Consider the following 25,848-nt stretch of genomic DNA (forward strand, 5'->3'; position numbering starts at 1 on the left):
GGCCGGCGCCCCTCATGCGGCTCCGGTCAGGGCCTGCCGGTCAGGCCGCGCCGGTCACCCGGCGCGGCAGGCCCAGCGGGTTGGCCTCGCGCAGCTCCGGCGGGAGCAGCGCGTCCGGGACCGACTGGTAGGCCACCGGGCGCAGCCAGCGCTCGATGGCGGTGCCGCCGACGGAGGTGGAGTGCGAGGTGGCCGCCGGGTAAGGGCCGCCGTGGTGCTGGGCCGGGGCCACCGCGACGCCGGTCGGCCAGCCGTTCACCACGATCCGCCCCGCCAGCCCGGTGACCTGCGCGATCAGCGCGGCGGCCGGTCCGGGCGCGCCCTCCGTCTCGGCCCGCGAGAGCTGGAGGGTGGCGCTCAGGTTGCCGCCGAGCCGGTCCAGGACCGCGGCGGCCTCGCCCTGGCCGGCGTACCGGACGACGACGGTGACCGGGCCGAAGCACTCCTCCAGGAGCACCTCGTGGGCGCCGCCCTCCAGCAGGGTGGCCGCAGGGAGGCTCAGGAAGCCGGCGCCGACGGTGTGCTCGTCGCCCGGCCCCGGGGCGACGGGCGCGGTGACACCGGGCAGGGCGGCCCGTTCCCGGACGCCGGCCAGGAAGTTCTCCCGCATCCGGTGGTCGAGCAGGACCCCGGGGCCGCTCTCGCCGAGGGACTTGCCGAGGACGCCGGCGAGCCGGTCGCCGTCGGGGCCCTCGGGGACCAGGACCAGGCCGGGCTTGACGCAGAACTGGCCGACGCCGAGGGTGACCGAGCCCGCGAGCCCGGAGCCGATCTCCTCGGCGCGCTCCGCGGCGGCCGCCGGGGTGACCACGACGGGGTTGAGGGAGCCGAGTTCGCCGTGGAAGGGGATCGGCACCGGCCGCGCCGCGGCCGCGTCGAACAGGGCGCGGCCGCCCCGGATGGAACCGGTGAACCCGGCGGCGGCCACCAGGGGGTGGCGTACCAGTTCCACGCCGGCGTCGAAGCCGTGGAGGACGGTGACCAGTTCCGCCGGCAGCCCGCACGCCACCGCGGCCCGGCGCAGCAGCGAGGCGCACAGCTCGGAGGTGGCCGGGTGGTCGGGGTGGGCCTTGACCACCACCGGGCACCCGGCCGCCAGCGCGCTCGCGGTGTCGCCGCCGGGCACGGAGAAGGCCAGCGGGAAGTTGGAGGCGGCGTAGACCGCGACCACGCCGAGCGGCACCTTGTAGCGGCGCAGTTCGGGGCGCGGCGGGCTGAGGGAGGGGTCGGCCCGGTCGATGCGGATGTCGAGGTGGGAGCCCTCCTCGACGGCGTCGGCGAAGGCGCGCAGCTGGCCGGTGGTGCGGGCCAGCTCGCCGGTGAGCCGGCCGGTGCCCAGCGCCGTCTCGGCGTCGGCGGCCTCGACGACGGCCTGCCCGTCCCCGTCGAGGAGCTCGGCGGCGGTGCGCAGGAACCGGGCCCGGAGGGTGGCGTCCGCCAGGGCCCCGCGGGCGTCGTGGGCCGCGCGTACGGCCCTGTCCACGTCCTCGGGTGTGGCTTCCGCCGCAACCCGTCCGAGCTGCTTCCCGGTGCGGGGGTCCACACTCCAGACTGGTGTCCCTGCCATGGCCCGCTACCTCCTGGACCGTTCAGTATTCTGAACGCCGTTCCGGTGGATGAATGATCACTTCTGCTGCGGACTCTATTTCCGCGTCCACCGGGTGACAAGGGGCGATCAGAGCCGACCAGAGGGGAAGAGGCGTATGACGACAGCCGAGACGGCCGGTCCGGCCGGGCCGGGGGTCCCCGCGCCGGGGGCGCCGGTGAAGTCGGCGGTGCGTACCGTCCTGCTGCTGGAGCACTTCGCGGCACGGCCGGGCCTGCACAGCCTCGCCGACATCCAGAACGACCTCTCCCTGCCCAAGTCCAGCCTCTACATGCTGCTGCGCACGCTGGTGGGGCTGGGCTGGGTGGAGACCGACGCCACCGGTACGCGGTACGGCATCGGCGTACGGGCCCTGCTGGTCGGGAGCTCGTACATCGACGGCGACGAGGTGGTCGCGGCGGCCCGGCCCGCCCTGGACCGGCTCTCCGACGACACCACCGAGACCATCCACCTGGCGCGGCTGGACGGGACGAGCGTGGTCTACCTCGCCACCCGCCAGTCGCAGCACTACCTGCGGCCCTTCACCCGGGTGGGGCGCAGGCTCCCCGTCCACTCCACCGCGCTCGGCAAGGCGCTGCTGGCCTCGCACACCGACGAGGAGGTGCGGGCGCTGCTGCCGAAGCGGCTGGAGGCGGTCACGGAGCACACCATCACCGACCGGGAGCAGCTGGTGGAGGAGCTCGCGCTGGTGCGGGAGCAGGGGTACGCGGTGGACCGCGAGGAGAACACCCTCGGCCTGCGCTGCTTCGGCGTGGCCATCCCGTACCGGACGCCGGCCCGTGACGCGGTCAGCTGCTCGGTGCCGGTGGCGCGGCTGACGGGGGACCACGAACGGGCCATCAAGGCGGCGCTGTTCGAGGCGCGGGACCGGCTGTCGGTCGTGACCCGGCGCATGTGAGGACCCCGCCGGGAGCCGTCTCCCCCGTGCGGGGGAGGCGGTTCACCATCGTGGGGGAGGTGGCGGGGTGCCGGTGGGGGCGACCGTGGGGACATGACGACGACACGAGCAGTCCACGCGAACCGGCCGACCGGCACCACCATTGACACCACCGTTGGCACCTCCCCCCGCCTCGGGACCGGGCGGCGGGTCCTGCGGGCCGTCGCGCTGGCGGCCACCGTCCCCTACCTGGCCCTCAAGACGGCCTGGCTGGCCGGGAGCCACATCGGGATACCGGACGGCAGCCTGCTGCTGACGGGAGGGCTGCCGATCACCGTGGCCAACGCCGTGACGCTGGCCATGGACGCCACCGTCATCGTGCTCGTGCTGGCGCTCACCATGCCCTGGGGCAGACGGCTGCCGGGATGGCTGCTGCTCGTCCCGGCGTACGTGGCCACCGGGCTGCTCACCCCGATAGCCCTGGGGTTCCCGGCCCAGATGCTCCTCAAGGCCCTGGGACTGGGCGCGAGCGAAGCCGTGCAGGCGGCCCGGGCACCCTTCCTCGACCCCTGGGTGTTCACCGTCGTCTATGGCGGTTTCATCCTCCAGGGGACGGCCCTCGCCGGACTGTTCCTCGCCTATGCGCGGGAGCGCTGGGGCGGGGTCCGGCAGGGCGCGCCGGAGCGGCGGCTCCCGTCTCCCACGGGGGTGGTGGCCGGAGCCGCCGCGTCGGCGGGCGCCGCGTTGGGCGCGGCGTTCCTCTACTGGGCCTTCGGCGGGAGCGCCGGCCTGCCCGCCCGGCAGGTGGCCGCGTACTCGGCGGAGACGGGTGTGGTGTCGGCGGCGCACGCGGTGTGCGCGCTCGCCGCGGCGGTCGGGGCGGTGCTGCTCGCCCGGGGCGCCGGGGCAGGGGCCCGGTGGCCGCTGGCCCTCGCCTGGATCGGCTCGGCGGCGACGCTGACCTGGGGAGCGTGGATGCTGACCGCCTCACTCGGAGTGAATTTCGGAACGGACGAACAGGCCACTGCCGTCACCTACCTGACCTACGCTGGCCAGATGATCACCGGACTGCTGGCGGGGGCGGTGCTCACCCGCCACCTCCTCTCCCTCCGGGCACGCTGAGGCGGCGGGCCTCCGGGGGACGGGGACGAACGAACGGCTCGGGAAGTACGGAAGGGGACGGGGGACGGGCATGAGGGGGACGGGGGCGGTGCGCCGGCTGCCCGGGGCGGCGCTGGGGGCGAGGGCCCGGCTGCGCTGGGTGCACCTGATACTCGGCGGAGCCCTGCTGATGCCGTACTTCCTGCTCAGCCAGGTGTGGGTAGGGGTCGCCGCCGGCCGGGGCAACGTCCTGGCCTCCCTCCCGCTGACCCTCGCCTCCTACGCGGCCGCGCTGCCGCTGGCCGCCCTCACCGGGCTGTTCGGGCTGGTGCGGCCGCTGTCGGCGACGGCCGTACGGGCCATGTGCGGGGTACCGGGGGAGCTGCTGGCCGACGGGCCCGCCCGCTCGTGGGGCTCCAGGTGGCGGGCCTCCGCCTGGTGGACCCTGCACCTGGGCGTCGGGGCGGTGATCAGCGGGATGACCCTCGCGGCGACGCCCATGGCGCTGGTGCTGATCCTCGTACCGTTCTCCGCCGCCCTGCGCCGGGCATCGCTCGGGGCGGGCTGGTTCAGCAGCGGGGCGAACCCGTACGTCGCCCCCGTCCTCGGGGTGGGACTGCTGGTCCTGGTCGTCGCCGCCTCGGCCGCGGCGGGGGCGCTGCTGGCCCGCCTCGCGCCCGTGCTCCTCGGCCCGACCGCGGCGGACCGGCTGGCCGCCGCCGAGGAACGGGCCGCAGACCTCGCCGTCCGCAACCGGCTGGCTCGGGAGCTGCACGACGCAGTGGGGCACGCCCTGAGCGCCGTCACCCTCCAGGCGGGCGCGGCCCGGCGGGTGCTCGACCGCGACCCCGAGTTCGTACGGGAGGCGCTCGCCGCGATCGAGGAGACCACCCGGCGCACGGTCGGCGAGCTCGACACCGTGCTCGGCCTGCTGCGCGACGGAGACCCCGCCCGGGCCGACGCCGCGCCCGCCCCGACCCTCGCCGCCGACCTCGACGGGCTGCTCGCCCGCACCCGGGCCGGCGGCACCACCCTCACCGTCCAGCAGGACCCCGGTCCGGCCGGGGACTGGGAACAGCTCCCGGCCATCGCCTCCCGCGAGGCCTACCGGATCGTCCAGGAGGGCCTGAGCAACGCCCTGCGCCACGGCCTGGGCCCCATCGCCCTGCTGATCCGCGTCCACAGCCCCGACGGCCACCGCGAACTGGAGATCACCATGACCAACCCGCCCGCCCAGGCCCCGCCCGCCGACGAGGGCGAGCGGCGGCGCACCACCGGGGGCCGCGGACTGCGCGGCGCCGCCGAGCGGGCCGCCCTGCTCGGCGGCCGCGTCGACGCCGGCCCGCACGAGGGCCGGTGGCGGCTGCGCGCGGTCCTCCCCCTCGGCTCCGCGGCCGGAGCGGCCGCCACCACCGGCGGAGCCGGGCGATGAGCCGGCCGCCGCTGCGCGTCGTCGTCGCCGACGACGAGCGGATGGTCCGCACCGCCCTGCGGGTCATCCTCGACGCGGAACCCGACATGGAGGTCGTCGGCGAGGCGGCCACGGGCGCCGAGGCAGTCCCGCTGGTCCGCTCACTGACCCCCGACGTGGTGCTGATGGACGTCCGCATGCCCGAGATAGACGGCATCCGGGCCACCGAGCAGATCCTGCGCTCCATGCCCGACCCGCCCAGGATCGTGGTCGTCACCACCTTCGAGAACGACTCCTACGTCTACGACGCGCTGCGCGCCGGCGCCTCCGGGTTCCTCCTCAAGCGCGCCGACCCCGACGAGCTGATCGGCGCGGTCCGCCTCGTCGCCCGGGGCGACTCGCTGCTCTTCCCGGCCGCGGTCCGCGCCCTGGCCGCCGCGCACACGGCGGCCGCCGAGCCCCCGGCCCCCGCCTGGGCCGCCCGGCTCACCGACCGGGAGGCCGACGTCCTGCGCCTGATGGCCACCGGACTGTCCAACCAGGAGGTGAGCGAGCACCTCGGGGTGGGTCCGCAGACGGTCAAGACCCATGTGGCCGCGGTCCTCGCCAAAACCGGCTCCCGCGACCGCACACAGGCCGTCATAGCCGCCTACGAGGGGGGCTTCATCATGAAGAAAGGCTGAGAACCCGGCCACAATCGGGGCAGAGCGGAACGGCTGCGGCCGCTGATACGTCCTTCTGGGGGATGAACAAGACGATCAGGCGTGCGTCGGTCTTCTGTCTGCTTCTGGTGCTGGCCCTCATGGTGCGGGTCACCTGGGTGCAGGCGTACCAAGGCCAGGCCCTCGCAGACGACAAGAACAACCGGCGCAACCTCATCGGGCAGTACGAGAACCCGTTGGGGAACATCATCGTGGGCGGTGAGTCGATCACCGGCTCCACGAAGACGGGCGGCAAGGACTTCGGGTACAAGCGGACCTACGTGGACGGCCCGCTCTACGCCCCGATCACCGGCTACAGCTCCCAGGCCTACGGCACGACGATGCTGGAGGGCGTCTACAAGAACGTCCTCAACGGCTCGGACACCCGGCTGAAGACGATGATGGACATGCTCACCAACAAGCGGGCCGACCCGGGCAACGTCCTCACCACCATCGACAAGGGCGTGCAGAAGGCCGCCTACGACGCCCTGGGCGGCAAGCAGGGCGCGGCCGTGGCCATCGACCCGGCGACGGGCCAGATCCTCGCCGTGGTCAACAACCCGTCCTACGACCCGGGCCGGATCACGGGCGCCAACGACAAGGCCGCCTGGGACGAGCTGTCCGCCGACAAGGGCAAGCTCATGGAGAACGTGGCACTGCGCAAGCCGCAGGCGCCCGGCTCCACCTTCAAGCTGGTCACCCTCGCCGCGGCCATCGAGAACGGCCTGGTGACGAACATCGACACGCCGACGGGCGTGCAGGGCGCGTACACGATCCCGGGTACCCGTACGCCGCTGCCCAGCGAGGCGGGCAACGAGGCCTGCAACAACGTCTCGGCCCGCACCGCCCTGAAGCTGTCCTGCAACAACGTCTTCGCGGACCTCGCCTCCAAGCTCGGCCAGGACAAGATGCGGGCGATGGCGGAGAAGCTCGGCTTCAACACGCAGATCGACACCCCGGTCCGCACCAACCCGCCGAGCAAGTACCCCACGAAGAAGATGTCGGTCGACCAGGTCGCGCAGACGGGTATCGGCCAGTTCGACGTGCAGGCCACCCCGCTCCAGATGGCCATGGTGACCGCCGCGATCGAGAACGGCGGCAAGCTCGTCGCCCCGCACATGGTCTCCGAGGTGACCGACGCCGACGGCAACGTGCTGGAGGGCTTCAAGGACCCGAAGACCGAGCAGGTGATGAGCCCGAAGACGGCCTCCATGCTCCAGGACGCCATGCGCACGGTGGCCACCGAGGGCGGCGGCAAGCCCGCCCAGGTCGCGGGCGCCGAGGTGGGCGGCAAGACCGGTACGGCCCAGCGCGGCGTCAACAACAACATCCCGCCGCTGGCCTGGTTCACCTCGTACGCCAAGGCGGGCGGCAAGCAGATCGCCGTCGCCGTGATGATCGAGAACTCGGACACCGACCGTTCCGAGATCGGCGGCGGCAAGCTGGCCGCGCCGATCGCCCAGAAGATCATGGCGGCGTGGCTGAAGAAGTAGCCGCCGCCCGCCGGGACCGACGCGCCGGGAACCGACACGGTTCCCGGCGCGTTCCCCATCCCATGATCCGGACCGCGCTCGCCAGCGACCTCGACGCCATCGCCGCCCTGCACACCCGGGCCAGGGCCACCTACTACCGGGGCCGCGTCCCCGAGCAGGCCTACGCGGGTGAGACCGAGACGGCGCGCGCCCGCGAGGGCTGGGAGCGGGCGGTGGCCCGCCCGGCGGCGCAGGGCCAGGTGCTGTGCGCCGAGCGGGACGGACGGGTCACCGGAGTCGCGGCGTTCCTCACGGCCGACGGCGTGACCACCCTCACCCAGCTCCACGTGGACCCCGACCAGTGGCGCCGGGGCACCGGAGCCGCCCTGCACGCGGCCTGCCTCGCCGCCTGGCGGCGGGCCGGCATCGAGCGGGTCCGCCTGGAGGTCTACGAGCACAACCTGCGCGCCCAGGCCTTCTACGCCTCCCACGGCTGGCGTCCCGACCCGGCGGGCACCCCCGCGGGCTCCCACCGCACGCTCTGGCTGGAGGTCGGTCGGGCGTCCGGGGAATGAGACGGGACCCCCGGATGGTTGAACCGGAAACCGTCCAGTCGTACCCGGAGAGAAGAAGGAACATGCGCGTCGAAATTTGGTCCGATATCGCCTGCCCCTGGTGCTATATCGGAAAGGCCCGGTTCGCCAAGGGCCTGGCCGGGTTCGCGCACCGCGACGAGGTGGAGGTCGTCTTCCGCTCCTTCGAGCTGGACCCGAACGGCCCCAAGGGCGTCACCGCCCCCGTCCTGGAGATGCTCGCCCGCAAGTACGGACGCACCCTCGACGAGGCCCGCGCCATGGAGGAGCACGTCGCCGCCAGCGCCCGCGCCGAGGGGCTGGAGTACCGCACCGACGGCCGCGACCACGGCAACACCTTCGACATCCACCGCCTGCTGCACCTGGCCGCCGCCCGCGGCCGGCAGGAGCAGCTCCTCGACCTCGCCTTCCGGGCCAACTTCGCCGAGGAGCGCTCCGTCTTCGACCCCGAGGTGCTGCTCGCCCTGGCCGTGGAGGCCGGACTGGACGAGGCGGAGGCCCGCGAGGTCCTCGCCGACGACTCCGCCTACGCGGACCGGGTGCGGGCCGACGAGCGCGAGGCGGCCGAACTGGGCGCCAACGCCGTACCGTTCTTCGTCCTCGACCGCCGCTACGGCATCTCCGGCGGCCAGCCCGCCGAGGTCTTCACCCAGGCGCTGGAGCAGGCCTGGGCCGGCCGCGAGACCGTGGAGACGGCCCCCGGCGCCGAGGCCTGCGAGCCCGACGGAGCCTGCGCCGTCCCCCAGGGCTGAACCGCCGCGACCGTCCCCGGGGCGCCCGCGTACTCCCGTACCGGGCGCCCCGGCGCACGTCCCGCCGCCGGACCGCTCGGCGCCGGACCGCTCGGCGCGCCCGCCCGGCGGCCCGGCCGTAGGCTGGACGTACACGCGCATGACGCGGGCCCCGCCCTGCCCGCGGTACCGCAATTCGCTTCCGTTTCAACCAACTCGGGGACCGACTCCTTTGCGGAAGGAGACCCCGATGACCGCCAAGATCACCCTGGAGGCGCCGTCCAGCGTCTCGCCGGAAGCAGCCCTGACCGGGTACGACCCGGGCTTCCTCGCCGTACCCGTCGGCACGCCGTCGCTCGACCCGTCGATCAAGGACACCGCGGTGCGGCTCGACGGCTCCGAGGTGATTGCGTACACCCACTTCTCACTGGCGCTGAGCAAGCTGCGGCGCTTCGCGATCTGGGTGGCCTGGAACGTGGACGGCGGCGCGCTCAAGAAGCTCGACCGCCCGAAGGACTTCAAGACGGACCCGCGCCTGCCGTCCGGCGTCCAGGTCGACAACGAGCTCTACAAGGACAAGGGCGGCAAGACCAACCGCCTCGACCGGGGCCACATAGCGCGCCGCGCGGACGTCTGCTGGGGCCCGTTGCCCGAGGCGCAGCGGGCCAACAAGGACTCGTTCTTCTACACCAACATCGCCCCGCAGATGGACGACTTCAACCAGAGCCTGCGCGGCGGCATCTGGGGAAAGCTGGAGGACGCGGTCTTCGAGGACGTCGAGGTCGACGACCTCAGGGTCAGCGTGTTCGGCGGGCCGGTCTTCCAGGACGACGACCGGGAATTCCGCGGCGTGCGGATCCCACGAGCTTTCTGGAAGGTCATCGCCTACTCCGCGCACGGCGCGTTCAAGGCCAAGGCCTTCCTGCTGGCGCAGGACCTCGTGCTGCGGGAAGCCCTGGAACTGGACGAGTTCCGGGTGTTCCAGGTCAAGCTCACCGAGGTCGAGAACCGGGCCCACATCGACTTCCCTGCCGTCATGACGGACGCGGACGACCTGGTGGTGCCGGAATCCCTGCGGGAGCGGGCCCCGCTGGAGCGCCAGGAGGACATCGACTGGAGCTGAGCCCCTCGAGCACCATTCCGGAACGCCATTCCATAAGCATTCCTTTGAGTGTGTGTGCAAAACTAACCAATGGACTTTTGGTTGGCGGCGGCGCAGAGTGGACGTTATGGATCTTCCGCTCTCCCATGTGTCCCGCGTCTGCGCCGCCGAGTTCGCGCACTCCACCACCTACCTCAACACCGCGGGCGCCGGAGTGCTCCCGAAGGCCTCCGTCGCCGCGGTACGGGAACTGGCCGAGGCGGCGGGCGCCGGACTGCCCGCCGGAGCGGGCGACTTCGGCGTCGTCGAGCGGGTCCGGGCCGCCTTCGCCCGGCTGGTCTCGACCGACCCGCGACGCGTCGCCGTCGGCTCGTCCGTCGCCGTCCACGTGGGCCTGATCGCGGCCTCCCTGCCCGCCGGTGCCGAAATCCTGGTGCCGGAACGGGACTTCGCCTCCGTCATGAACCCCTTCGTGCTCCGCGGCGACCTCAAGGTCCGCTTCGCCCCGCTGGAATCCCTCGCCGAAGCCGTCCGCCCCGACACCGCCCTCGTCGCGCTCAGCGCCGTCCAGTCCGCCGACGGCCGCGCCGCGGACCTCGCCGCGGTCCGCACCGCGACCGCCGCGCACGGGGCGCGGATGCTCGTGGACGCCACCCAGGCCGCCGGCTGGCTCCCCTTCGACGCCTCCCCGTACGAGTACACCGTCACCGGCGGCTACAAATGGCTCCTCGGCGGCCGCGGCGCCTCGTACCTGACCGTCTCGGAAGAAGCCCAGCCCGGACTGACCCCGCTGCACGCCGGCTGGGTGGCCGCCGAGTCCAAGTGGGACGCCGTCTACGGCCCCATGCGGCAACTGGCCGCGGACGCCCGCCGCTTCGACGAGTCCGCCGCCTTCCTCCCGTACCACGCCGCCGAACCCTCACTGGCACTGCTGGAACGGGTCGGCATCGAAGCCGTCCACGCCCACGACACCGCCCTCGCCGCCCGCTACCGGGAAGGACTCGCCCGCCTCGGCCACGAGCCCGTCCCCGGCGACGCCCCGATCGTCTCGGTGCCCGGCCTGGCCCACCGCCAGCCCGACCTGGCGGCCGCCGGGGTCCACACCTCCGCCCGCGACGGAGCCCTGCGGGCCTCCTTCCACCTCTACAACACCGAGGCGGACGTGGACCGGCTGCTGGACGCACTGGCCGGCTGACCGGGGCCGGCTGACCAGAGCCGGCCGACGTTCCCGCGGGTCCGGAGCTACGCCGCCCAGGCCGCCGAAGCCGCGGCCAGGGCCGGCGCCGGATCGGCGCCCAGGGCACGGGCCAGCGCACCCAGCGCCGCCCCGACCGCCTCCGGCGAGGCCGCCGGACCGTAGTGGTTCACCCGCACCATCTCCCCGGCCAGCGCCCCGCCGCCCGCCGCGAGCGGGGCCGCCGGATCCACCGCCAGGGCCTTCGCCACCACCAGCGAGGCGTCCGCCACCCGCAACGTGGTCGCCACCGGCGCGGCCTGCGCGGGGTCACCGACCCACGGCGCGACACCGAGCGCGGCCGCGCCCGCCCGGGTCGCCCGCGCCGCCGAGACGTGCCGCCCCAGCACACCCGCCAGACCCTCGGCCCCGATCCGCTCCAGGCAGGCCTCCAGCGCCAGCATCTCCAGCTGCGCGGGCGCGTGCAGCAGCGCCTTGCGGCCGCCGTCGATCCAGCGCTCCTTCCAGTCCAGCAGCGACAGGTACGAGCGGCGCGGCGCCGCCGGGTTGGCCGCGAACCGCTCCCAGGCCCGGTCGCTCACCGACACCGCCGAAACCCCCGCCGGACCGCCCATCGCCTTCTGGGCGCCGATCACGCACAGGTCCACGCCCCACGCGTCCGGCAGCAGCGGCTCCGCGCCCACCGACGCCACCGCGTCCAGCATGAACAGCGCCCCGTGGGCCCGTACCGCCTCGCCGATCTCCGCGACCGGATTGGTGTTGCCGGTGGCCGCCTCGGCGTGCACCAGCGACACGAAGTCGATCTCCGGGTGCTCCGCCAGCGCCCGGGCCACCTGCTCGCCGCTCACCGCCGTGTCGAAGGGCACCGCCAGGTCCACCACGTTCGCCCCGGCATCGCGCAGCCAGTTGCCGAACGTGGTCCCGTACGGCCCGGTGACGACGTTCAGCGCCGTCGAACCCGGCCGCGCCCCCGACCGGATGCACCCCTCCAGCGGCAGCAGCGCCTCGCCCTGGGTGACCACCACGTCGTGCCGGGTGTCCACCAGCCGCGCCACCCCCCGCTCGATCGACGCGAAGTGCTCCGCGGTCAGCGGCGGGAGGTCCAGCAGGGGATGGGTCACGGCGGTGCTCTCTTCGTCCGGGGTTACCAGCCGAGCCTACCGAGCGCGCACGTACAGTGCGGACATGAGTGATCACAACGGTGTGCTCCATGTGAAGGGGCGCGTACTCGTCGGGCCCCACGAGGCGCGCGACGAACTGTGGGTCGTCGGCGGACGGATCTCCTACGAGCGGCCGACCGCCGCCCGCGAGGTCACCACGGTCACCGGATGGGCCCTGCCCGGCCTCGTCGACGCGCACTGCCACGTCGGCCTCGACGCCCACGGCCCGGTCGACGCCCCGACGGCCGAGGCGCAGGCCCTCACCGACCGGGACGCCGGCACCCTCCTCGTCCGCGACGCCGGATCCCCCTCCGACACGCGCTGGATCGACGACCGGGACGACCTGCCGAAGATCATCCGGGCGGGCCGGCACATCGCCCGCACCCGCCGCTACATCCGCAACTACGCCCACGAGATCGAGCCCCCGCAGCTCGTCGAGTACGTCGCCCGCGAGGCACGGCGCGGCGACGGCTGGGTCAAGCTCGTCGGCGACTGGATCGACCGCGACGCCGGAGACCTGACGGCCTGCTGGCCGCGCGAGGAGGTCGAGGCCGCCATCGCCGAGGCGCACCGCCTCGGCGCCCGGGTCACCGCGCACTGCTTCGCGGAGGACTCGCTGCGGGACCTCGTCGAGGCGGGCATCGACTGCATCGAGCACGCGACCGGGCTCACCGAGGAGACCATCCCCCTCTTCGCGGAGCGCGGGGTCGCGATCGTCCCCACCCTCGTCAACATCGCGACCTTCCCCAGGCTGGCGGCGGGCGGCGAGGCCAAGTTCCCCCGCTGGTCGGCGCACATGCGCAGGCTCCACGAGCGCCGCTACGACACCGTCCGGGCCGCCTGGGACGCGGGCGTCCAGGTGTACGTGGGCACGGACGCGGGCGGCTCCCTGCCGCACGGCCTCGTCGCCGCCGAGGTCGCGGAACTCGTCAAGGCCGGAATCCCGCCGCTGGACGCCCTCTCGGCGACGGCCTGGGCGGCCCGCGAATGGCTCGGCCGCCCGGGCCTCACCGAGGGCGCCCCGGCCGACCTCGTCGTCTACGCCACCGACCCGCGCACCGACGTACGCGCCCTGGCCCAGCCGGACCGGGTCATCGTCAACGGCGTGGTCCGCGCCTAGCGGCTGCTCTGGACGGGACTCCTGAGAGTTTCTGAGACGGATGGTGCGTCACAAATCGAAAACACGCGTGGAATCCACCCTTTGGGGTGAACTCACGTCGGGTCGCTGACCGTTCACTCCCTGTGCGTAAGGATTTCGAACGTCGAAGCCGTCGGCGTGTGCGATGTCCCCCATTGGCGCCCCGGCGGCACCCAACTCCCCGGGGGTTCCACCAACTTGAACAGCAACACCTTCCGCATGCCCGCGGCCGTTCTGCTCGCCACGGGAGCGGTGGCCCTGCTCACCGCGCCGCCCGCCCTCGCCACGGGCGGCGGCGCCGGGAGCGAGGGCACGTCCGGAGCCGTCGTCCTGCGGGCCGGACTGGACGTACGCCTGCTCAACAACGCCGTGCACGTCCCGCTGAAGACCACCCTCAACGAGGTCACGGCCCCCGCCACCGCCGAGAAGACGGCCCTCACCGTCACCCTCGACGGCGCCGAACAGGGCCGGCCCGTCAGCGTCCTGAAGGCGGACGCCGCCACCGCCAAGGCCACCGCCGACAAGAACGCCGCCCGGGCCGAATCGAACCTCGCCCACGCCAAGGTGCACGTCCCCGGCCTGCCCGTGCTCTCCCTCATCGAGGTCGAGAAGGTCACCTCCAAGGCCGTCTGCGAAGCGGGCAAGAAGCCCGTCGCCACCTCGAACGTCCTCGGCACGGTCACCGCCCTCGGCAAGAAGGTCACCGTCACCGCCGGCGGCCCCGCCACCAAGATCGACGTACCCGGCGTCGGATCCGTCTCCCTGGAGCTCTCCGGTACGCAGACCACCTCCACCACGGCCGCCGCGGCCGCGCTGCGCCTGAAGGTGGCGGTCAACCCGCTCGACCTGAACGTGGCCCAGGTCGACGGCGAGATCGTCCTGGCCGAAGCCCACTGCGAAGCCCCCAAGGCCGCCGGGCCGGAGACCAAGCCGGACACGAAGCCCGATGCGAAGCCCGACGTCAAGCCGCAGACCGCGGCACAGACCACGAAGCAGACCGCCACGCAGGCCAACCTCGCCGAGACCGGAGCCGGTTCGGTCACCCCGTACGTCGCGGGCGGCGCGCTCCTCCTGCTCGGCATCGGCGCGGGCGCCCTCGTCGTGACCCGGCGCGGCAGGACCCAGTAGCCGCAGCGGCCCCTCAGCGGGTGGCGCGCTCCAGACCCTGGCCGACCGCCCCGCGCGAGGTGACGGCCGCCGTGACCTCCTTGTCGACCTTGGCGTAGTCGGCACGGTCCGGCGTACACGAGGCGCAGACGACCCGGAACGGCGGCTTCATGTCCGAGAACTGCGTCAGGTACTCGGCCTTCACCACCTCCCAGCGGCCACTGTTCTTCGCCGACGGGGCGAAGGTGAACCGGGGGATCGAGGACATGTTGCCCCGCGCCTTCTCCGGCTCGTAGAAGCTCGCGATCTGGTCGCCCATCCCGAACACCACCCAGGTGCCGTTGATCTTCTCGTAGGGCTGCGGCACGTGGTTGTGCGTACCGAGGACCAGATCGATGTCGGGCAGGCCGTCCGCCCCGCGCGAGGCGGTCAGCGCCTGGGCCAGGTCCTTCTGCTGCTGGTCGGGAGCCGTCTGCCACTCGGTGCCCCAGTGGACGCTGAGGAGCACGACGTTCGCGCCGGCCGCCCGGGCCGCGCGGGCGTCGGCGATGATCCGGGCCTGGTCGATCAGGTTGACGGACCAGGGCTTGCCCGCCGGGACCGGTATGCCGTTCGTCCCGTACGTGTAGTCCAACTGGGCGACCTTCGCGCCGCCCGCCGAGAGCAGGGCCGGCGCCTTGGCCTCCTCGGCGCTGCGCGCCGAGCCGACGTGCTTGAGGCCGACCCGGTCGAGGTGGTCGAGGGTGCGGGTGAGGCCGTCGTAGCCGTCGTCGAGGGTGTGGTTCGAAGCGGTGGAACAGCTGTCGTAACCGGCGTCCTTGAGGGCGTCGGCCAGCTGGTGCGGGGCCTTGAAGGCCGGATAGCCGGTGTAGGGGCCGCCGGGCCGGCCGTACGGTATCTCGTGGTGGCATATCGCCAGGTCGGCGGCGGACACGATGGGCTTGACGCCCGCGAGTATCTTCCGGAAGTCGTACTCGCCCGGCTTGCCGCCGGCGTCGTCCGCCGCGCGCTGGATGATCGAGGGGTACGGGATGATGTCGCCGGTCGCCACCAGCGTGAACGGCGTCCCGGCCGGCCCCTTGGCCGTCCCCGGCTTCCCCTGCAACCGCTGCTCGGCGGCCGCGTCCACGCCGTCCCCGAGCAGCCGGGGAACGGCGTAAACACCCCCGCCGACCAGTGCCAGCGCCGCCACCCCGATCCCTATCCGCCCCGCCGTCCTCATGCCCCGCCCCCAGCTAGTCGTTTGCTCCGGCCATGTTAGGCGCGAGGTTGGCGGCCCGCCGCCGGGGGCTTCACGGCGGGGGCGCGCCATCTCCCCCGCGAGGTGGTGGGGGCGGGTCGGTGGCTGCCCACCCGCCCCCGTCTGCGGGTCCGGGGCAGGGGGAGCGGGGTGCCCTTGGACGGTCTCGTGGCTGGTTTGGGGGTTTCCCGTCAGTCCCATCGTCCTTCCGTGTCGGGCCGGCCTGTCAAGGGCGCTCCCTTCGGTCGCGTCGCTTCGCGATGGCCTTCGGCCACCCTTGACAGACCGACCCGCCCCGGAAAGCCGAAGAACTGACGGGAAGCCCCCAAAAGAACGGTCACCGGACAGAAGACAAGGGACGGGCCCGTCAGCGATGAGGAGAGGGGCCGGGGCCCGGCCCGCCGGGCATCCGAGCCCTCACGAAGTTCCCATTCCGGGCCGGGGGCGCGGCTACCCGCACCAAAAGGCGACCCGAGCGACCTGCGGAGCCCCCAGGCGCGACAGATCGCTACGCGCTCCTCTTTCCTCGGCGTCTGCGGCCCGTCTTGGGCTGATACCTGCACCAGAGGACGACCAGGGCTGGCCCGGCATGCGCAGGGGCGCGGTAGATCGCTACGCGCTTCTCTGGTCTCGGCGGGTGGCGGCCGTCTTGGGCTGGTCCGGGGCGGGTTCGATGTTGGTGGCGGCGGTGGTGAATTCGCGGCCGGAGGCGCCTCGGACGTAGGCGAGCTCGATCCAGCGCTCGATGCCGGTGTCCGAGACGTTCTCGTTGATCACGGCCATGAGATCGCCCTCGATGCCGGAAGCAATGTCACGGACGCGGCGACCCAGGAGACGGTGGGGCACGTACTCGTAGCGCTCACTCATCGGACGCCCCCTCGAAGGTGACGAGGAACCGCTCCCAACCGGCCAAAGCCCGGTCGAGGAGTTCCAGGCTGGGCGGCTCTACGACCCTCGCCCTCGGCAAGGGCTCGTCCCAACTGTCGACGCTTGGCACGTCTCGGGTGCGACCGGTCATGTCACTTCCTGCCGTGGTCAGTGGGCGGATCGCCCTGCTCCTGTTCGAGGTTCGAGGTTCGCCCTTAGGGGATGGCTCAGCTAGGACTTGTCGCGGTCTTCTGGCTGCCTATTTGAGGACTTCTGTTCCTCCGGCGGGGTAAAACATGGCTCTGGCGGGGACTTGTTGAGAGAGTGGTAGTCCACCTGGCACACATGCGGAGGTTGAGCGTGGCAAGGTCACCCGGGAACGTCCGATTCAAAGCCGCCCGTGTGGCTGCCGGATACCTCTCGCAGCAAGCACTTGTTGAGGCTCTCGCCGGCCGAGGCGTTTCCATCGACGTGCGCCAAGTCCGGCGTTGGGAGTCGGATGCGCCTCCCTGGCCCTACGCTGCGGCCCAGCACGCACTCACGGAGCTGCTCGGACAGGATGTCGAGGCCCTCGGTTTCACCCCACCCGCCGGGCACGATCGCACGCTGATGGTCAGACGCGTACCCGTCGCTTCGGCGTTGAGGCTCCCGGTGCAGCATCCGGCGACGGCGCAGCCCGCGAGTGCGGCTGCCGACTACCTCGCCGTGACCCGGGCCCACCGGCGGCTCTACTGGACCGTGGCACCGGCGGTCCTTCATCCACCGGTCAGCGCCCACGCTGTCCTCGGCGAGGCTCTGCTCCCCGCAACAGCGGGCGCCACACGCCACGCCGTCGCGGCAGCACTGGCCGAGTCGTCTCTCCTTGCGGGCCGCATCGAGTTCTTCGACCTCCGAGAGCCCGAGCAAGCGGGCGAAACGTGGCTGCGTGCCCTTCAGGCGGCGGGAGAAGCGGACGATTCCGTGCTCGGCGCCGCCGTGCTGGCTCACATGGCCTTCATCCCGGGGTGGGCCGGAGATCGCTCCGGCGCCGGCGAGCGGATGGTGATGGCGCGGACCTATGCCCGCAGGGGCCCGGCTTCCGCAGAATTCCTGGCCTGGCTCGACGCGGTCGAGGCCGAATGCGAGACGAGGTGTGGGCAGACGCGGACGGCTTTGAACCTCATCAACCACGGCGAGGAGTTGCTGGCGGCCGGTTCGGAGCACGTCTCGCCTGACTGGATGGACTGGTTCAGCCCCGTCCGGCTGGCCGCGTTCAAGGGGAACACCCAGCTCGCAGCCGGGCACCTTCCGCAGGCCCGGGAGACGCTCATGGAGGTTCTCGAGGCCCTTCCGCCCGACGCTGACAAGCAGCGGACAGTGGTCCTCGCCGACCTGGGGGCCGTGGAGGCCGCTGCCGGAGTTCCCGAGGCAGCGTGTGCCTATGCGGTTCGGGCCCTGGAGCAGTTGGAGACGCACTGGTACGCGACCGGGATGGAGAGGGTCCGCGAGACGCGCCGTGCGCTCGCACCGTGGCAGCACGAGCAGTGCGTACGCGAACTCGACGACCGGCTGTACGGCTGGGCGACGACGCTCAGCGCGCTGACGCGTTGAACTCGTCGATCCGGTGGGGGAGGTCGAGGAGACTGTCGACCCTGAAGGTCGGAAGCGACTTGGCCTCCTCCGCTTCCCACTGGACGGTGGCCCAGGGGCCGCGCCGGATCAGGGCACTGTGCATGCCTGCGGCCACAGCGGGCCGCAGATCGTTGTCGACACGGTCGCCCACATAGAGGATCTCGTCGGGCCCGAACGGAACGGCCTTGGCGACGCGGACGAAGAACTCGGGATCGGGCTTGCTCGCCCCCCAGTCGTCGGAGGTGCCGATCAAATCGACGTCTGTGGTGAAGAGTTCGCGCAGGATCTTGCCTGCGCGAACCGTCTGATTGCCTGCGATGCCCAGCCACAGGCCGTCGGCGCGCAGCTGCGCGAGGGCGGGGCGGACATCCGCGTACAGATCTTCTTCATCGAAGTGCTCGGGCTGTCCGGCCGCCGCCCGGGCCTCGCGCTGTTCGTACAGGTCGAAGCCGGGCTGGAAGACCTGGAAGGTATCGCGGTAGTCGCGGCCCTGCGCGATCACGGCTCCGAACATCGCGGCGAAGGTGTGCCGGGGCACGCCGAGCCAGTCGGCCCATGTGCCGTACTCCCGCGTTTCGTCCACCAGGCACTCACCGACATCGAAGACCACTGCGCGAATCGTCATGTGTGAAGCCTAGTGACGACTGCTCGGAACTAGGCTGGCAAAGTCGAGGATTGGGGGCTGGTGCGGGATGAGAAACACCGTCCTCCGCTGAGGAATCAGCCCAAGACGGCTGGAAGTCGCCGAGACCGGAGGAGCGCGTAGCGATTTGATGCGCCCGTCCGCTTCCTGGGCTGTTCTGTTCGTCCTCTCGTGCAGGTATCAGCCCCGGACGGTCGTCCGACGCTGGGACGAGAGGAGCGCGTAGCGATCTGACGCGCCGGCCGGCTTCCCGGGCTGCTCTGTTCACCCTCTGGTGCAGGTATCAGCCCCGGACGGTCGTCCGACGCTGGGACGAGAGGAGCGCGTAGCGATCTGCTGCGCTTGGGTGCTCCGCAGAGCGCCAGGGTCGGCCTTTCGTGCAGGTAGTCGCGCCCCTGGCCCTGAACCTGGACTTTTGAGGGGGCGAATGCCCGGCGGGCTGGCGCCCGGCCCCTCGCCTCATCGCTGACAGGGCCGTCCCTTTTCCTCTGGACCGTGCCGTTTCTTTGGGGGTTTCCCGGCAGTCTTTCGGCTTTCCGGTTCGGGTCGGTCGGTCAAGGGTGGCCGAAGGCCATCGCGTAGCGACGCGACGAAGGAGCGCCCTTGAGGGACCGGCCCGAACCGGAAGGACGATGGGACTGACGGGAAGCCCCCAACCTGCTCTGAGACCGTCCGAGGGGATCCCGCCCCCCACCCCACCGCCCCGCACCCGGGGAGGCGGGTGGGCAGCCACCGACCCGCCCCCACCCCCTCGAGGGGGAGATAGCGGGCCCGAACCGCGAGCCCCCTACCGCCCCGCCAGGGCCAGCGCGTGGTCCAGGGCCTGGAGGAGGCGGCCCGTCGTGGTGCGGTCGCGGACCGCCAGGCGGAGCCAGTCGGGGTCCAGGCCCGGGAAGGTGTCGCCCCGGCGGACCGCGAAGCCCAGGGCGCGCAGGCGGGTGCGTACCTCCGCCGCGCCCGGGATGCGGACCAGGACGAACGGGCCCTCGGCCACCCCCGACACCGTGACCTCCTCGAACTCCGCCAGCCCCGCCAGCAGGTGCTCCCGGTCCACGGCGATCCGCCGCGCCGCGGCCTCCGCCTCCGCGAGCGCCGCGGGCGACACGCACGCCTCCGCCGCCACCAGCGCCGGCGTCGACACCGGCCACAGCGGCTGCGCGGCGGCCAGCTTCGCGATGACCTCCGGCTCGGCCAGGACGTACCCGATGCGCAGCCCCGCCAGCCCCCACGTCTTGGTCAGGCTGCGCAGCACCACCAGCCCGGGGACGTCCATCCGTCCGGCCAGTGCCTCCCGCTCACCCGGGACGGCGTCCATGAACGCCTCGTCCACCACCAGGGTCCGCCCCGGCCGGGCCAGCGCCGCCAGCGTCGCCGCAGGGTGCAGGACCGACGTCGGGTTGGTGGGGTTGCCGACGACCACCAGGTCGGCCTCCTCCGGCACCGCCGCCGGGTCCAGCCGGAAGCCGTCCTCGGGGCGCAGCAGCACGCGTTCCACCCGGTGCCCGGCGTCCCGCAGGGCCGCTTCCGGCTCGGTGAACTGCGGGTGCACCACGACCGGCCGTACGGCCCCCAGGGCGCGCGCGATCAGTACGAACGCCTCCGCCGCCCCGGCCGTGAGCAGCACCCGTTCGACCGGCAGTCCGTGCCGGGCCGCGACCGCGGCGCGCGCCGCCCGGCCGTCGGGGTAGGCGGCCAGGTCGGCCAGGGAGGACGCGATCCGCTCCTTGAGCCACTGCGGCGGCGTGTCGGAGCGTACGTTCACCGCCAGGTCCACCAGGGCGCCTCCCGCGTCCGCGACCTCGGCGTCGCCGTGGTGGCGCAGGTCGTGCTCCTCGGCGGTGGCCACCGCGCAGGTCGCCGCCACCGACCGGCGCTTCGGTACGAGGAGTTCCCCGCCGCCCGCCAGGGCGGCCGCCTCCGCGACCGAGGCGGTGCCGGAGGCGTCCCGTACCGATGCCGAGGGGTGCGGTACCGGGATCAGCGCGAGGCGCTCCGCCGGATAGCCGACCAACGGCACGCCGAAACGTTCCGCCGCACCCGCGATGCCCGGCTCCCCGGTCTTCGACTCCACCGTGGCCAGTGCCGCCACCGCCCCGGTGGCCAGCCCCGCCCCCCGCAGCGTCTCCTCGACCAGCGCGCAGACCTCCTCCACGGAGACCCCCGCGCGCCCGCCGACCCCGACCACCAGCCGCGTCACGTACTCGCCCACCGGGATCCCTCCTCCGTCCGTCGTCCGTTCTTCTTCGTCAACACGCTGCCGCCCGCCACCCGCGCGCGGAAGTGCGCACCGGGCCGCCAGTCGGTATTCAGGGGCACATGGCGGTGATCGTGGCTTTGGGCGCGTTCCTCATGACGCTGGCGGGCGGCTGGACGGCGCAACGCGTCACCGACCGCCGCCACCTGGTGCTCGGCCTGGCCGGCGGGCTGATGCTCGGCGTGGTCGGCCTCGACCTGCTCCCGGAGGCCCTGCACGCCGCCGGCCAGGAGGTGTTCGGCGTCCCGCTGGCCCTGCTGCTCTTCGTCGGCGGCTTCCTGGTCGCCCACGTGGTGGAGCGCCTGCTCGCGGTGCGCCATGCCGCGCACGGCGCCGCGAACGGCGATGGGCACGACGGGCACGGCCACGGCGGCCGCGTCCCGCAGGTCGGCCTCACCGCGGCCGCCGCGATGGTCGGCCACAGCGTCGCCGACGGGGTGGCCCTCGGCGCCGCCTTCCAGGTCGGCGGCGGCATGGGCGTGGCCGTGGCACTGGCCGTCATCACCCACGACTTCGCCGACGGGTTCAACACGTACACGCTCACCCGCCTCTACGGGAACGCCCGCCGCAAGGCCCTGCTGATGCTCTTCGCGGACGCCGTCGCCCCGGTCGTCGGCGCCGCGTCCACCCTGCTGTTCACCCTTCCGGAGGAACCCCTCGGGGCGTACCTCGGATTCTTCGGCGGGGCCCTGCTGTACCTGGCCGCCGCCGAGATCCTCCCCGAGGCGCACCACGAGCACCCCGCCCTGTCCACGCTGATGTGCACGGTGGGCGGGGTGGCCGGGATCTGGCTCGTGGTCGGCCTCGCGGACTGACCGCCGGCCGGGGAGGCCGGTCACCGGTGCGCTGCCGCGGCTTCCGCGAAGCGCCGGGCGACCGAGGGCTGCGCCGCCCAGTGGGTGTGCAGGTAACTGGCGTGCACGCCCTGCCGTACGAAGCCCTCGACGCGGCGTTCGGGATGCGTGAAGCCCCACGCGGGCGCCGCTCCGGCGCCCGGCTCGACCACCGTCCGGTGGAACTCGTGCCCCCGCAGCCGCGTTCCCGCGGCGGCGAGCGAGCTGTCCGAGACCGCGACCGCCTCGCGGTAGCCGAGGGTCAGCCGCTCCGACATCCGGGCGTCGGCGTCGAGCACCCCGCACATGGGCTTCCCGTCGAGGGACCGCGCCAGGTACAGCAGCCCGGCGCACTCGGCGGCCACCGGCCCGCCGGCCGCCGCGAAGTCCGCGACGGCCTTCCGCAGGGGGTCGTTGGCCGACAGCTCCGGGGCGTACACCTCGGGGAACCCGCCGCCTATCACGAGCCCGCTCGTCCCCTCGGGCAGCGCCTCGTCGTGGAGGGGGTCGAAGGTGACGACCTCCGCGCCGGCGGCGCGCAGCAGCTCCGCGTGCTCGGCGTACGAGAACGTGAACGCGGGGCCGCCGGCGACGGCGACGACGGGACGCGGTCCCGCGACGGCGGAGACGGCCTCCTCGGGCGACCACACCTCGCAGGCCAGCGGCGGCGCCGTCCGGGCCAGCGCCATCAGCGCCTCCAGGTCGCAGCCTGCCCGCACCTGCTCGGCCAGCGCCGCCACCGCAGCGACCGCGTCGGCCCGCCGCTCGGCCACCGGGACCAGGCCCAGGTGCCGGGACGGCGTCGCGACCTGCGGGGCCCGCCGCATGACACCGAGGACCGGCATCCCGGCCTCCTCCAGCGCCTCCCGCAGCATCGCCTCGTGCCGGTCGGAGCCCACCTTGTTGAGGATCACCCCGCCGAGCCGAACCTGCGGGTCGAACGAGGCGAAGCCGTGCACCAGCGCCGCCACCGACCGCGACTGCGAGGACGCGTCCACCACCAGCACCACCGGCGCCCGCAGCAGCTTCGCCACCTGCGCGGTCGAGGCCAGCTCGCCCCGCCCGGCGGCGCCGTCGTAGAGCCCCATCACGCCCTCGACCACGGCGAGGTCGCACCCGGCGGAGCCGTGCGCGAACAGCGGGCCGACCAGCTCCGGCCCGCACATGAAGGCGTCCAGGTTGCGGCCCGGCCGGCCCGTGGCCAGCGCGTGGTAGCCGGGGTCGATGTAGTCGGGCCCGGCCTTGTGCGGGGACACGGCGAGGCCGCGCTCCGCGAAGGCCGCCATCAGGCCCGTCGCCACGGTGGTCTTGCCGCTGCCGGAGGACGGCGCGGCGATGACCAGCCGGGGCACGTTCACGGACGTCACCACTCGATGCCCTTCTGGCCCTTCTGGCCGGCGTCCATGGGGTGCTTGACCTTGGTCATCTCGGTGACCAGGTCCGCGAACTCCAGGAGCTTCTCCGGGGCGTTGCGGCCGGTGATGACCACGTGCTGGGTGCCGGGGCGGTCGCGCAGCACCTCGATCACCTCGTCCACGTCGATCCAGCCCCAGTGCATCGGGTACGCGAACTCGTCGAGCACGTACAGCTTGTGCGTCTCGGCGGCCAGGTCGCGCTTGACCTGCTCCCAGCCCTCCTTGGCGGCCTGCTCGTTGTCGAGCTGCGCGTCCCGCTGGACCCAGGACCAGCCTTCGCCCATCTTGTGCCAGACGACGGACCCGCCCTCGCCGGAGGCGCCCAGCACCTTCAGCGCGTTCTCCTCGCCGACCTTCCACTTCGCCGACTTGACGAACTGGAACACCCCGATCGGCCAGCCCTGGTTCCAGGCGCGCAGCGCCAGGCCGAACGCGGCCGTGGACTTGCCCTTGCCCGGCCCGGTGTGCACGAAGACGAGCGGACGGTTGCGGCGCTGGCGCGTCGTGAGCCCGTCGTCCGGAACGACGGTCGGCTGTCCCTGCGGCATTACGCGGCCCTCCTGGGGATGCTGTCGAGTGACGCAGTGTGGGTCACTGCGGTACGTACGTTCTTCACGAGCCCGGCCAGCGAGTCGGCCCGCAGTCCGTCGAGGGTGACGGCGGGCGCGCCCAGGTCGGCGGCCAGCGCCCCCGCCAGGCCCAGCCGGACCGGCCCGGACTCGCAGTCCACCACCACCGAGGCGATGCCCTCGGCGGCCAGCAGCCGGGCGCTGCGGCCCGACAGCTCGCGCGGGTCGCCGCCGACGGCCCCGGCAGAGGTGGCCCGGCCGTCGGTGACGACGACCAGCAGCGGGCGGCGCGAGGGGTCCCGCAGCCGCTCGATCCGCAGCACCTCGTGGGCCTTGAGCAGGCCCGGGCCGAGGGGGGTGCGGCCGCCGGTCGGCAGCTTCTCCAGCCGGGCGGCGGCCGCGTCCACCGAGGAGGTGGGCGGCAGCGCCAGTTCGGCGTCCGCGCCGCGGAAGGTGATCAGGCCGACCTTGTCCCGGCGCTGGTAGGCGTCCAGCAGCAGCGAAAGCACCGCGCCCTTGACGGCGCTCATCCGCTGACGGGCGGCCATCGAGCCCGAGGCGTCGACGCAGAACAGCACGAGGTTGCCCTCGCGGCCCTCCCGGGTGGCCTGGCGCAGGTCGTCCCGGCGCACGACGAGGCCGCGCCCGGCGCGCCCGCGGGCCTTCTGGTGCGGGGCGGCGGCGTGCACGGTGGCCGCCAGGTGCAGCTTCGTCAGCTGCCCCCGGGGGCGCTGGGCGCCGGTGGTGCGGCCGTGCGCGGTACGGGCGCGCGAGCGCCGCCCGGCCGCGCCCTCGCCGAGGCCGGGCACGCTGAGCATCTTGGTGCGGAACGGCTCGGCGGCGCCCACGGCGGCCTGCTCGGCCCCGCCGGATCCGCCCTGGGGGGCGGAGGGCTGGGGCTCGGGGGACTCCTGTGACTCGGGTGATTCCTGCGGGGTGTCGGGCGCGTGCCCGGTCTCGGGCCCGCCGCCCTGCGGGGGCACGCCGCCGCCGTCCCCGTCGGGGCCGCCGCCGTCGTCGTCCGGGCCTTCCGGCTCGGGGTCGGGCTCGGGCTCCTCGTCGGGGAAGCCGTCGAGGATCTCGTCGAGCTTGTCCTCGTCCAGTCCGGGCGCGTCGAACGGGTTGCGCCGGCGCCGGTGGGGGAGGGCCAGCAGGGCGGCCTGCCGCACGTCCTCCTTCAGCACGGAGGTCCGCCCGGCCCAGGCGGCCAGCGCGGTCGCGGTACGGGCCATGACGATGTCGGCACGCATGCCGTCGACCTCGAACCCGGCGCAGGTGGCGGCGATCTGCAGCAGCGCGGTGTCGCCGAGCCGGACCTGCGGGAGCAGCGCCCGCGCGGCCACGACGCGCGCCCGCACCTCGCTCTCGTCCCCGGACCAGCGGGCGGCGAAGCCCGCGGGATCGTCCTCGTACGCGAGCCGGCGGCGCACCACCTCGACGCGCTGGGCGGGCTCCCGGGAGGCCGCGACCTCGACGGTCAGCCCGAACCGGTCCAGGAGCTGCGGCCGCAGCTCGCCCTCCTCGGGGTTCATGGTGCCGACGAGCAGGAACCGGGCCGCGTGCCGCACGGAGACGCCCTCGCGCTCCACGTAGGAGGCGCCCATGGCGGCGGCGTCGAGGAGGAGGTCGATGAGGTGGTCGTGGAGGAGGTTGACCTCGTCGACGTACAGGATCCCGCGGTGCGCGTCGGCGAGCAGGCCGGGCTCGAAGGCCTTCACGCCCTCGGCGAGGGCGCGTTCGATGTCGAGGGCGCCGACGAGGCGGTCCTCGGAGGCGCCGACGGGCAGCTCGACCATCCGCGCGGGGCGGCCGGTGCCGGGGCCGGGCTCGTGCGGGCCGTCCGGGCAGGCCGGGTCGGGCGCGGCCGGCGCGCACGAGAACCGGCAGCCGGGGACGACGTCCACCTGCGGCAGCAGGGCGGAGAGCGCGCGCACGGCGGTGGACTTGGCGGTCCCCTTCTCGCCGCGCACGAGCACACCGCCGACCGCGGGGCTCACGGCGTTGAGCAGGAGCGCCAGCCGCAGGTCGGTCTGGCCGACCACTGCGGTGAACGGGTAGGGCGTGCTCATGGGTTGCTCACTCCTCCTGTACGGGTACGCGTGCGCGGGCTGTTGGGGGTGGTGGTGGGGCCGGGGGCGTGGGTGCCGCTGCGCGGAGCCGCTCCCCGCCCCGCCCTTTCACCGTTTCCTGGGGCTCCGCCCCAGACCCCGCGCCTCAACCGC

The 25,848-nt window shown here is 73.5% G+C and carries 22 protein-coding genes; 13 read left to right on the forward strand and 9 right to left on the reverse strand.

The window, feature by feature from the left end:
• Positions 1 to 40 precede the first annotated feature (40 nt).
• On the reverse strand, positions 41 to 1,567 hold the full coding sequence (locus OG553_RS25910; protein WP_405981276.1) for an aldehyde dehydrogenase (NADP(+)): 1,527 nt from the start codon (positions 1,565 to 1,567) through the stop codon (positions 41 to 43).
• A 136-nt stretch (positions 1,568 to 1,703) separates the two neighbouring features.
• On the opposite strand from OG553_RS25910, the gene OG553_RS25915 reads away from it, so the two are divergent.
• From OG553_RS25915 to OG553_RS25955, 9 genes are all read left to right on the forward strand, one after another.
• A complete protein-coding gene (locus OG553_RS25915) occupies positions 1,704 to 2,504 on the forward strand; it encodes an IclR family transcriptional regulator (protein ID WP_405981277.1) in 801 nt (266 codons plus the stop codon).
• 93 nt (positions 2,505 to 2,597) lie between these two features.
• Positions 2,598 to 3,605 carry a hypothetical protein gene (locus OG553_RS25920; protein WP_405981278.1) on the forward strand — a complete coding sequence of 336 codons (1,008 nt, stop codon included), beginning with the start codon at positions 2,598 to 2,600 and terminating at the stop codon, positions 3,603 to 3,605.
• A gap of 70 nt (positions 3,606 to 3,675) precedes the next feature.
• A complete protein-coding gene (locus tag OG553_RS25925) occupies positions 3,676 to 5,016 on the forward strand; it encodes a sensor histidine kinase (protein ID WP_405981279.1) in 1,341 nt (446 codons plus the stop codon).
• Positions 5,013 to 5,678 (forward strand): response regulator, encoded by a 666-nt coding sequence (locus OG553_RS25930; protein ID WP_405981280.1) that lies wholly within the window; start codon positions 5,013 to 5,015, stop codon positions 5,676 to 5,678. The genes OG553_RS25925 and OG553_RS25930 overlap by 4 nt, the downstream gene beginning before the upstream one ends.
• Before the next feature lie 62 nt (positions 5,679 to 5,740).
• On the forward strand, positions 5,741 to 7,189 hold the full coding sequence (locus OG553_RS25935) for a peptidoglycan D,D-transpeptidase FtsI family protein (RefSeq protein ID WP_405981281.1): 1,449 nt from the start codon (positions 5,741 to 5,743) through the stop codon (positions 7,187 to 7,189).
• 62 nt (positions 7,190 to 7,251) lie between these two features.
• Complete coding sequence (locus tag OG553_RS25940) at positions 7,252 to 7,743, forward strand: GNAT family N-acetyltransferase (protein WP_405981282.1); 492 nt, start codon at positions 7,252 to 7,254, stop codon at positions 7,741 to 7,743.
• Between the two features lie 62 nt (positions 7,744 to 7,805).
• Positions 7,806 to 8,513, forward strand: a complete 708-nt coding sequence (locus OG553_RS25945) for a DsbA family oxidoreductase (RefSeq protein ID WP_405981283.1) — start codon at positions 7,806 to 7,808, stop codon at positions 8,511 to 8,513.
• Positions 8,514 to 8,742: 229 nt separating this feature from the next.
• Positions 8,743 to 9,615 carry a DNA/RNA non-specific endonuclease gene (locus OG553_RS25950; protein ID WP_405981284.1) on the forward strand — a complete coding sequence of 291 codons (873 nt, stop codon included), beginning with the start codon at positions 8,743 to 8,745 and terminating at the stop codon, positions 9,613 to 9,615.
• A 106-nt stretch (positions 9,616 to 9,721) separates the two neighbouring features.
• Positions 9,722 to 10,789, forward strand: coding sequence for an aminotransferase class V-fold PLP-dependent enzyme (locus OG553_RS25955; protein ID WP_405981285.1), 1,068 nt, complete (start codon positions 9,722 to 9,724; stop codon positions 10,787 to 10,789).
• Positions 10,790 to 10,836: 47 nt separating this feature from the next.
• On the opposite strand, the gene OG553_RS25960 is transcribed toward OG553_RS25955, so the two are convergent.
• On the reverse strand, positions 10,837 to 11,910 hold the full coding sequence (locus tag OG553_RS25960) for a pyridoxal-phosphate-dependent aminotransferase family protein (RefSeq protein WP_405981286.1): 1,074 nt from the start codon (positions 11,908 to 11,910) through the stop codon (positions 10,837 to 10,839).
• A gap of 64 nt (positions 11,911 to 11,974) precedes the next feature.
• Here OG553_RS25960 and OG553_RS25965 point away from each other — a divergent pair, with 64 nt between their 5' ends.
• Both OG553_RS25965 and OG553_RS25970 read left to right on the forward strand, forming a co-directional pair.
• Entirely contained in the window at positions 11,975 to 13,069 is a 1,095-nt protein-coding gene (locus tag OG553_RS25965) for an amidohydrolase family protein (protein ID WP_405981287.1), read from the forward strand.
• Positions 13,070 to 13,285: 216 nt separating this feature from the next.
• Positions 13,286 to 14,215, forward strand: coding sequence for an SCO1860 family LAETG-anchored protein (locus OG553_RS25970; protein ID WP_405981288.1), 930 nt, complete (start codon positions 13,286 to 13,288; stop codon positions 14,213 to 14,215).
• 13 nt (positions 14,216 to 14,228) lie between these two features.
• Here the strand turns inward: OG553_RS25970 and OG553_RS25975 are convergent, their stop codons facing one another.
• Entirely contained in the window at positions 14,229 to 15,416 is a 1,188-nt protein-coding gene (locus OG553_RS25975) for a CapA family protein (protein WP_405981289.1), read from the reverse strand.
• A 630-nt stretch (positions 15,417 to 16,046) separates the two neighbouring features.
• A complete protein-coding gene (locus OG553_RS25980) occupies positions 16,047 to 16,301 on the reverse strand; it encodes a hypothetical protein (protein WP_405981290.1) in 255 nt (84 codons plus the stop codon).
• Between the two features lie 345 nt (positions 16,302 to 16,646).
• Between OG553_RS25980 and OG553_RS25985 the strand changes: the two genes are divergently transcribed.
• The gene (locus tag OG553_RS25985; protein WP_405981291.1) at positions 16,647 to 17,891 is read left to right on the forward strand and encodes a transcriptional regulator; all 1,245 of its coding nucleotides are present in this window, start codon (positions 16,647 to 16,649) and stop codon (positions 17,889 to 17,891) included.
• On the opposite strand, the gene OG553_RS25990 is transcribed toward OG553_RS25985, so the two are convergent.
• Both OG553_RS25990 and cobC read right to left on the reverse strand, forming a co-directional pair.
• The gene (locus tag OG553_RS25990) at positions 17,872 to 18,537 is read right to left on the reverse strand and encodes an HAD family hydrolase (protein ID WP_405981292.1); all 666 of its coding nucleotides are present in this window, start codon (positions 18,535 to 18,537) and stop codon (positions 17,872 to 17,874) included. The genes OG553_RS25985 and OG553_RS25990 overlap by 20 nt on opposite strands.
• An 805-nt stretch (positions 18,538 to 19,342) precedes the next feature.
• Positions 19,343 to 20,752: an Rv2231c family pyridoxal phosphate-dependent protein CobC gene (gene cobC / locus OG553_RS25995; protein ID WP_405983136.1), complete on the reverse strand. Its 1,410-nt coding sequence runs from the start codon at positions 20,750 to 20,752 to the stop codon at positions 19,343 to 19,345.
• Between the two features lie 119 nt (positions 20,753 to 20,871).
• Here cobC and OG553_RS26000 point away from each other — a divergent pair, with 119 nt between their 5' ends.
• Positions 20,872 to 21,624, forward strand: a complete 753-nt coding sequence (locus OG553_RS26000; protein ID WP_405981293.1) for a ZIP family metal transporter — start codon at positions 20,872 to 20,874, stop codon at positions 21,622 to 21,624.
• A gap of 20 nt (positions 21,625 to 21,644) precedes the next feature.
• On the opposite strand, the gene OG553_RS26005 is transcribed toward OG553_RS26000, so the two are convergent.
• The 3 genes from OG553_RS26005 to OG553_RS26015 are packed head-to-tail and all read right to left on the reverse strand — an operon-like array spanning position 21,645 to position 25,695.
• A complete protein-coding gene (locus OG553_RS26005) occupies positions 21,645 to 23,000 on the reverse strand; it encodes a cobyrinate a,c-diamide synthase (RefSeq protein WP_405981294.1) in 1,356 nt (451 codons plus the stop codon).
• A gap of 5 nt (positions 23,001 to 23,005) precedes the next feature.
• Complete coding sequence (gene cobO / locus OG553_RS26010; protein ID WP_007263394.1) at positions 23,006 to 23,605, reverse strand: cob(I)yrinic acid a,c-diamide adenosyltransferase; 600 nt, start codon at positions 23,603 to 23,605, stop codon at positions 23,006 to 23,008.
• Complete coding sequence (locus OG553_RS26015) at positions 23,605 to 25,695, reverse strand: putative cobaltochelatase (RefSeq protein ID WP_405981295.1); 2,091 nt, start codon at positions 25,693 to 25,695, stop codon at positions 23,605 to 23,607. The genes cobO and OG553_RS26015 overlap by 1 nt, the downstream gene beginning before the upstream one ends.
• Positions 25,696 to 25,848 lie beyond the last annotated feature (153 nt).

The organism is Streptomyces sp. NBC_00158 (genome assembly GCF_045160885.1).
Classification (GTDB): Bacteria; Actinomycetota; Actinomycetes; order Streptomycetales; family Streptomycetaceae; genus Streptomyces.

What these genes read in the sequence shown, in the direction of transcription:
- OG553_RS25910 (WP_405981276.1), bottom strand. Translation starts at nt 1,567, where the DNA reads ATGGCAGGGACACCAGTCTGGAGTGTGGACCCCCGCACCGGGAAGCAG.
- OG553_RS25915 (WP_405981277.1), top strand. Translation starts at nt 1,704, where the DNA reads ATGACGACAGCCGAGACGGCCGGTCCGGCCGGGCCGGGGGTCCCCGCG.
- OG553_RS25920 (WP_405981278.1), top strand. Translation starts at nt 2,598, where the DNA reads ATGACGACGACACGAGCAGTCCACGCGAACCGGCCGACCGGCACCACC.
- OG553_RS25925 (WP_405981279.1), top strand. Translation starts at nt 3,676, where the DNA reads ATGAGGGGGACGGGGGCGGTGCGCCGGCTGCCCGGGGCGGCGCTGGGG.
- OG553_RS25930 (WP_405981280.1), top strand. Translation starts at nt 5,013, where the DNA reads ATGAGCCGGCCGCCGCTGCGCGTCGTCGTCGCCGACGACGAGCGGATG.
- OG553_RS25935 (WP_405981281.1), top strand. Translation starts at nt 5,741, where the DNA reads ATGAACAAGACGATCAGGCGTGCGTCGGTCTTCTGTCTGCTTCTGGTG.
- OG553_RS25940 (WP_405981282.1), top strand. Translation starts at nt 7,252, where the DNA reads ATGATCCGGACCGCGCTCGCCAGCGACCTCGACGCCATCGCCGCCCTG.
- OG553_RS25945 (WP_405981283.1), top strand. Translation starts at nt 7,806, where the DNA reads ATGCGCGTCGAAATTTGGTCCGATATCGCCTGCCCCTGGTGCTATATC.
- OG553_RS25950 (WP_405981284.1), top strand. Translation starts at nt 8,743, where the DNA reads ATGACCGCCAAGATCACCCTGGAGGCGCCGTCCAGCGTCTCGCCGGAA.
- OG553_RS25955 (WP_405981285.1), top strand. Translation starts at nt 9,722, where the DNA reads ATGGATCTTCCGCTCTCCCATGTGTCCCGCGTCTGCGCCGCCGAGTTC.
- OG553_RS25965 (WP_405981287.1), top strand. Translation starts at nt 11,975, where the DNA reads ATGAGTGATCACAACGGTGTGCTCCATGTGAAGGGGCGCGTACTCGTC.
- OG553_RS25975 (WP_405981289.1), bottom strand. Translation starts at nt 15,416, where the DNA reads ATGAGGACGGCGGGGCGGATAGGGATCGGGGTGGCGGCGCTGGCACTG.
- OG553_RS25980 (WP_405981290.1), bottom strand. Translation starts at nt 16,301, where the DNA reads ATGAGTGAGCGCTACGAGTACGTGCCCCACCGTCTCCTGGGTCGCCGC.
- OG553_RS25985 (WP_405981291.1), top strand. Translation starts at nt 16,647, where the DNA reads ATGCGGAGGTTGAGCGTGGCAAGGTCACCCGGGAACGTCCGATTCAAA.
- OG553_RS25990 (WP_405981292.1), bottom strand. Translation starts at nt 18,537, where the DNA reads ATGACGATTCGCGCAGTGGTCTTCGATGTCGGTGAGTGCCTGGTGGAC.
- OG553_RS26000 (WP_405981293.1), top strand. Translation starts at nt 20,872, where the DNA reads ATGGCGGTGATCGTGGCTTTGGGCGCGTTCCTCATGACGCTGGCGGGC.
- cobO (WP_007263394.1), bottom strand. Translation starts at nt 23,605, where the DNA reads ATGCCGCAGGGACAGCCGACCGTCGTTCCGGACGACGGGCTCACGACG.
- OG553_RS26015 (WP_405981295.1), bottom strand. Translation starts at nt 25,695, where the DNA reads ATGAGCACGCCCTACCCGTTCACCGCAGTGGTCGGCCAGACCGACCTG.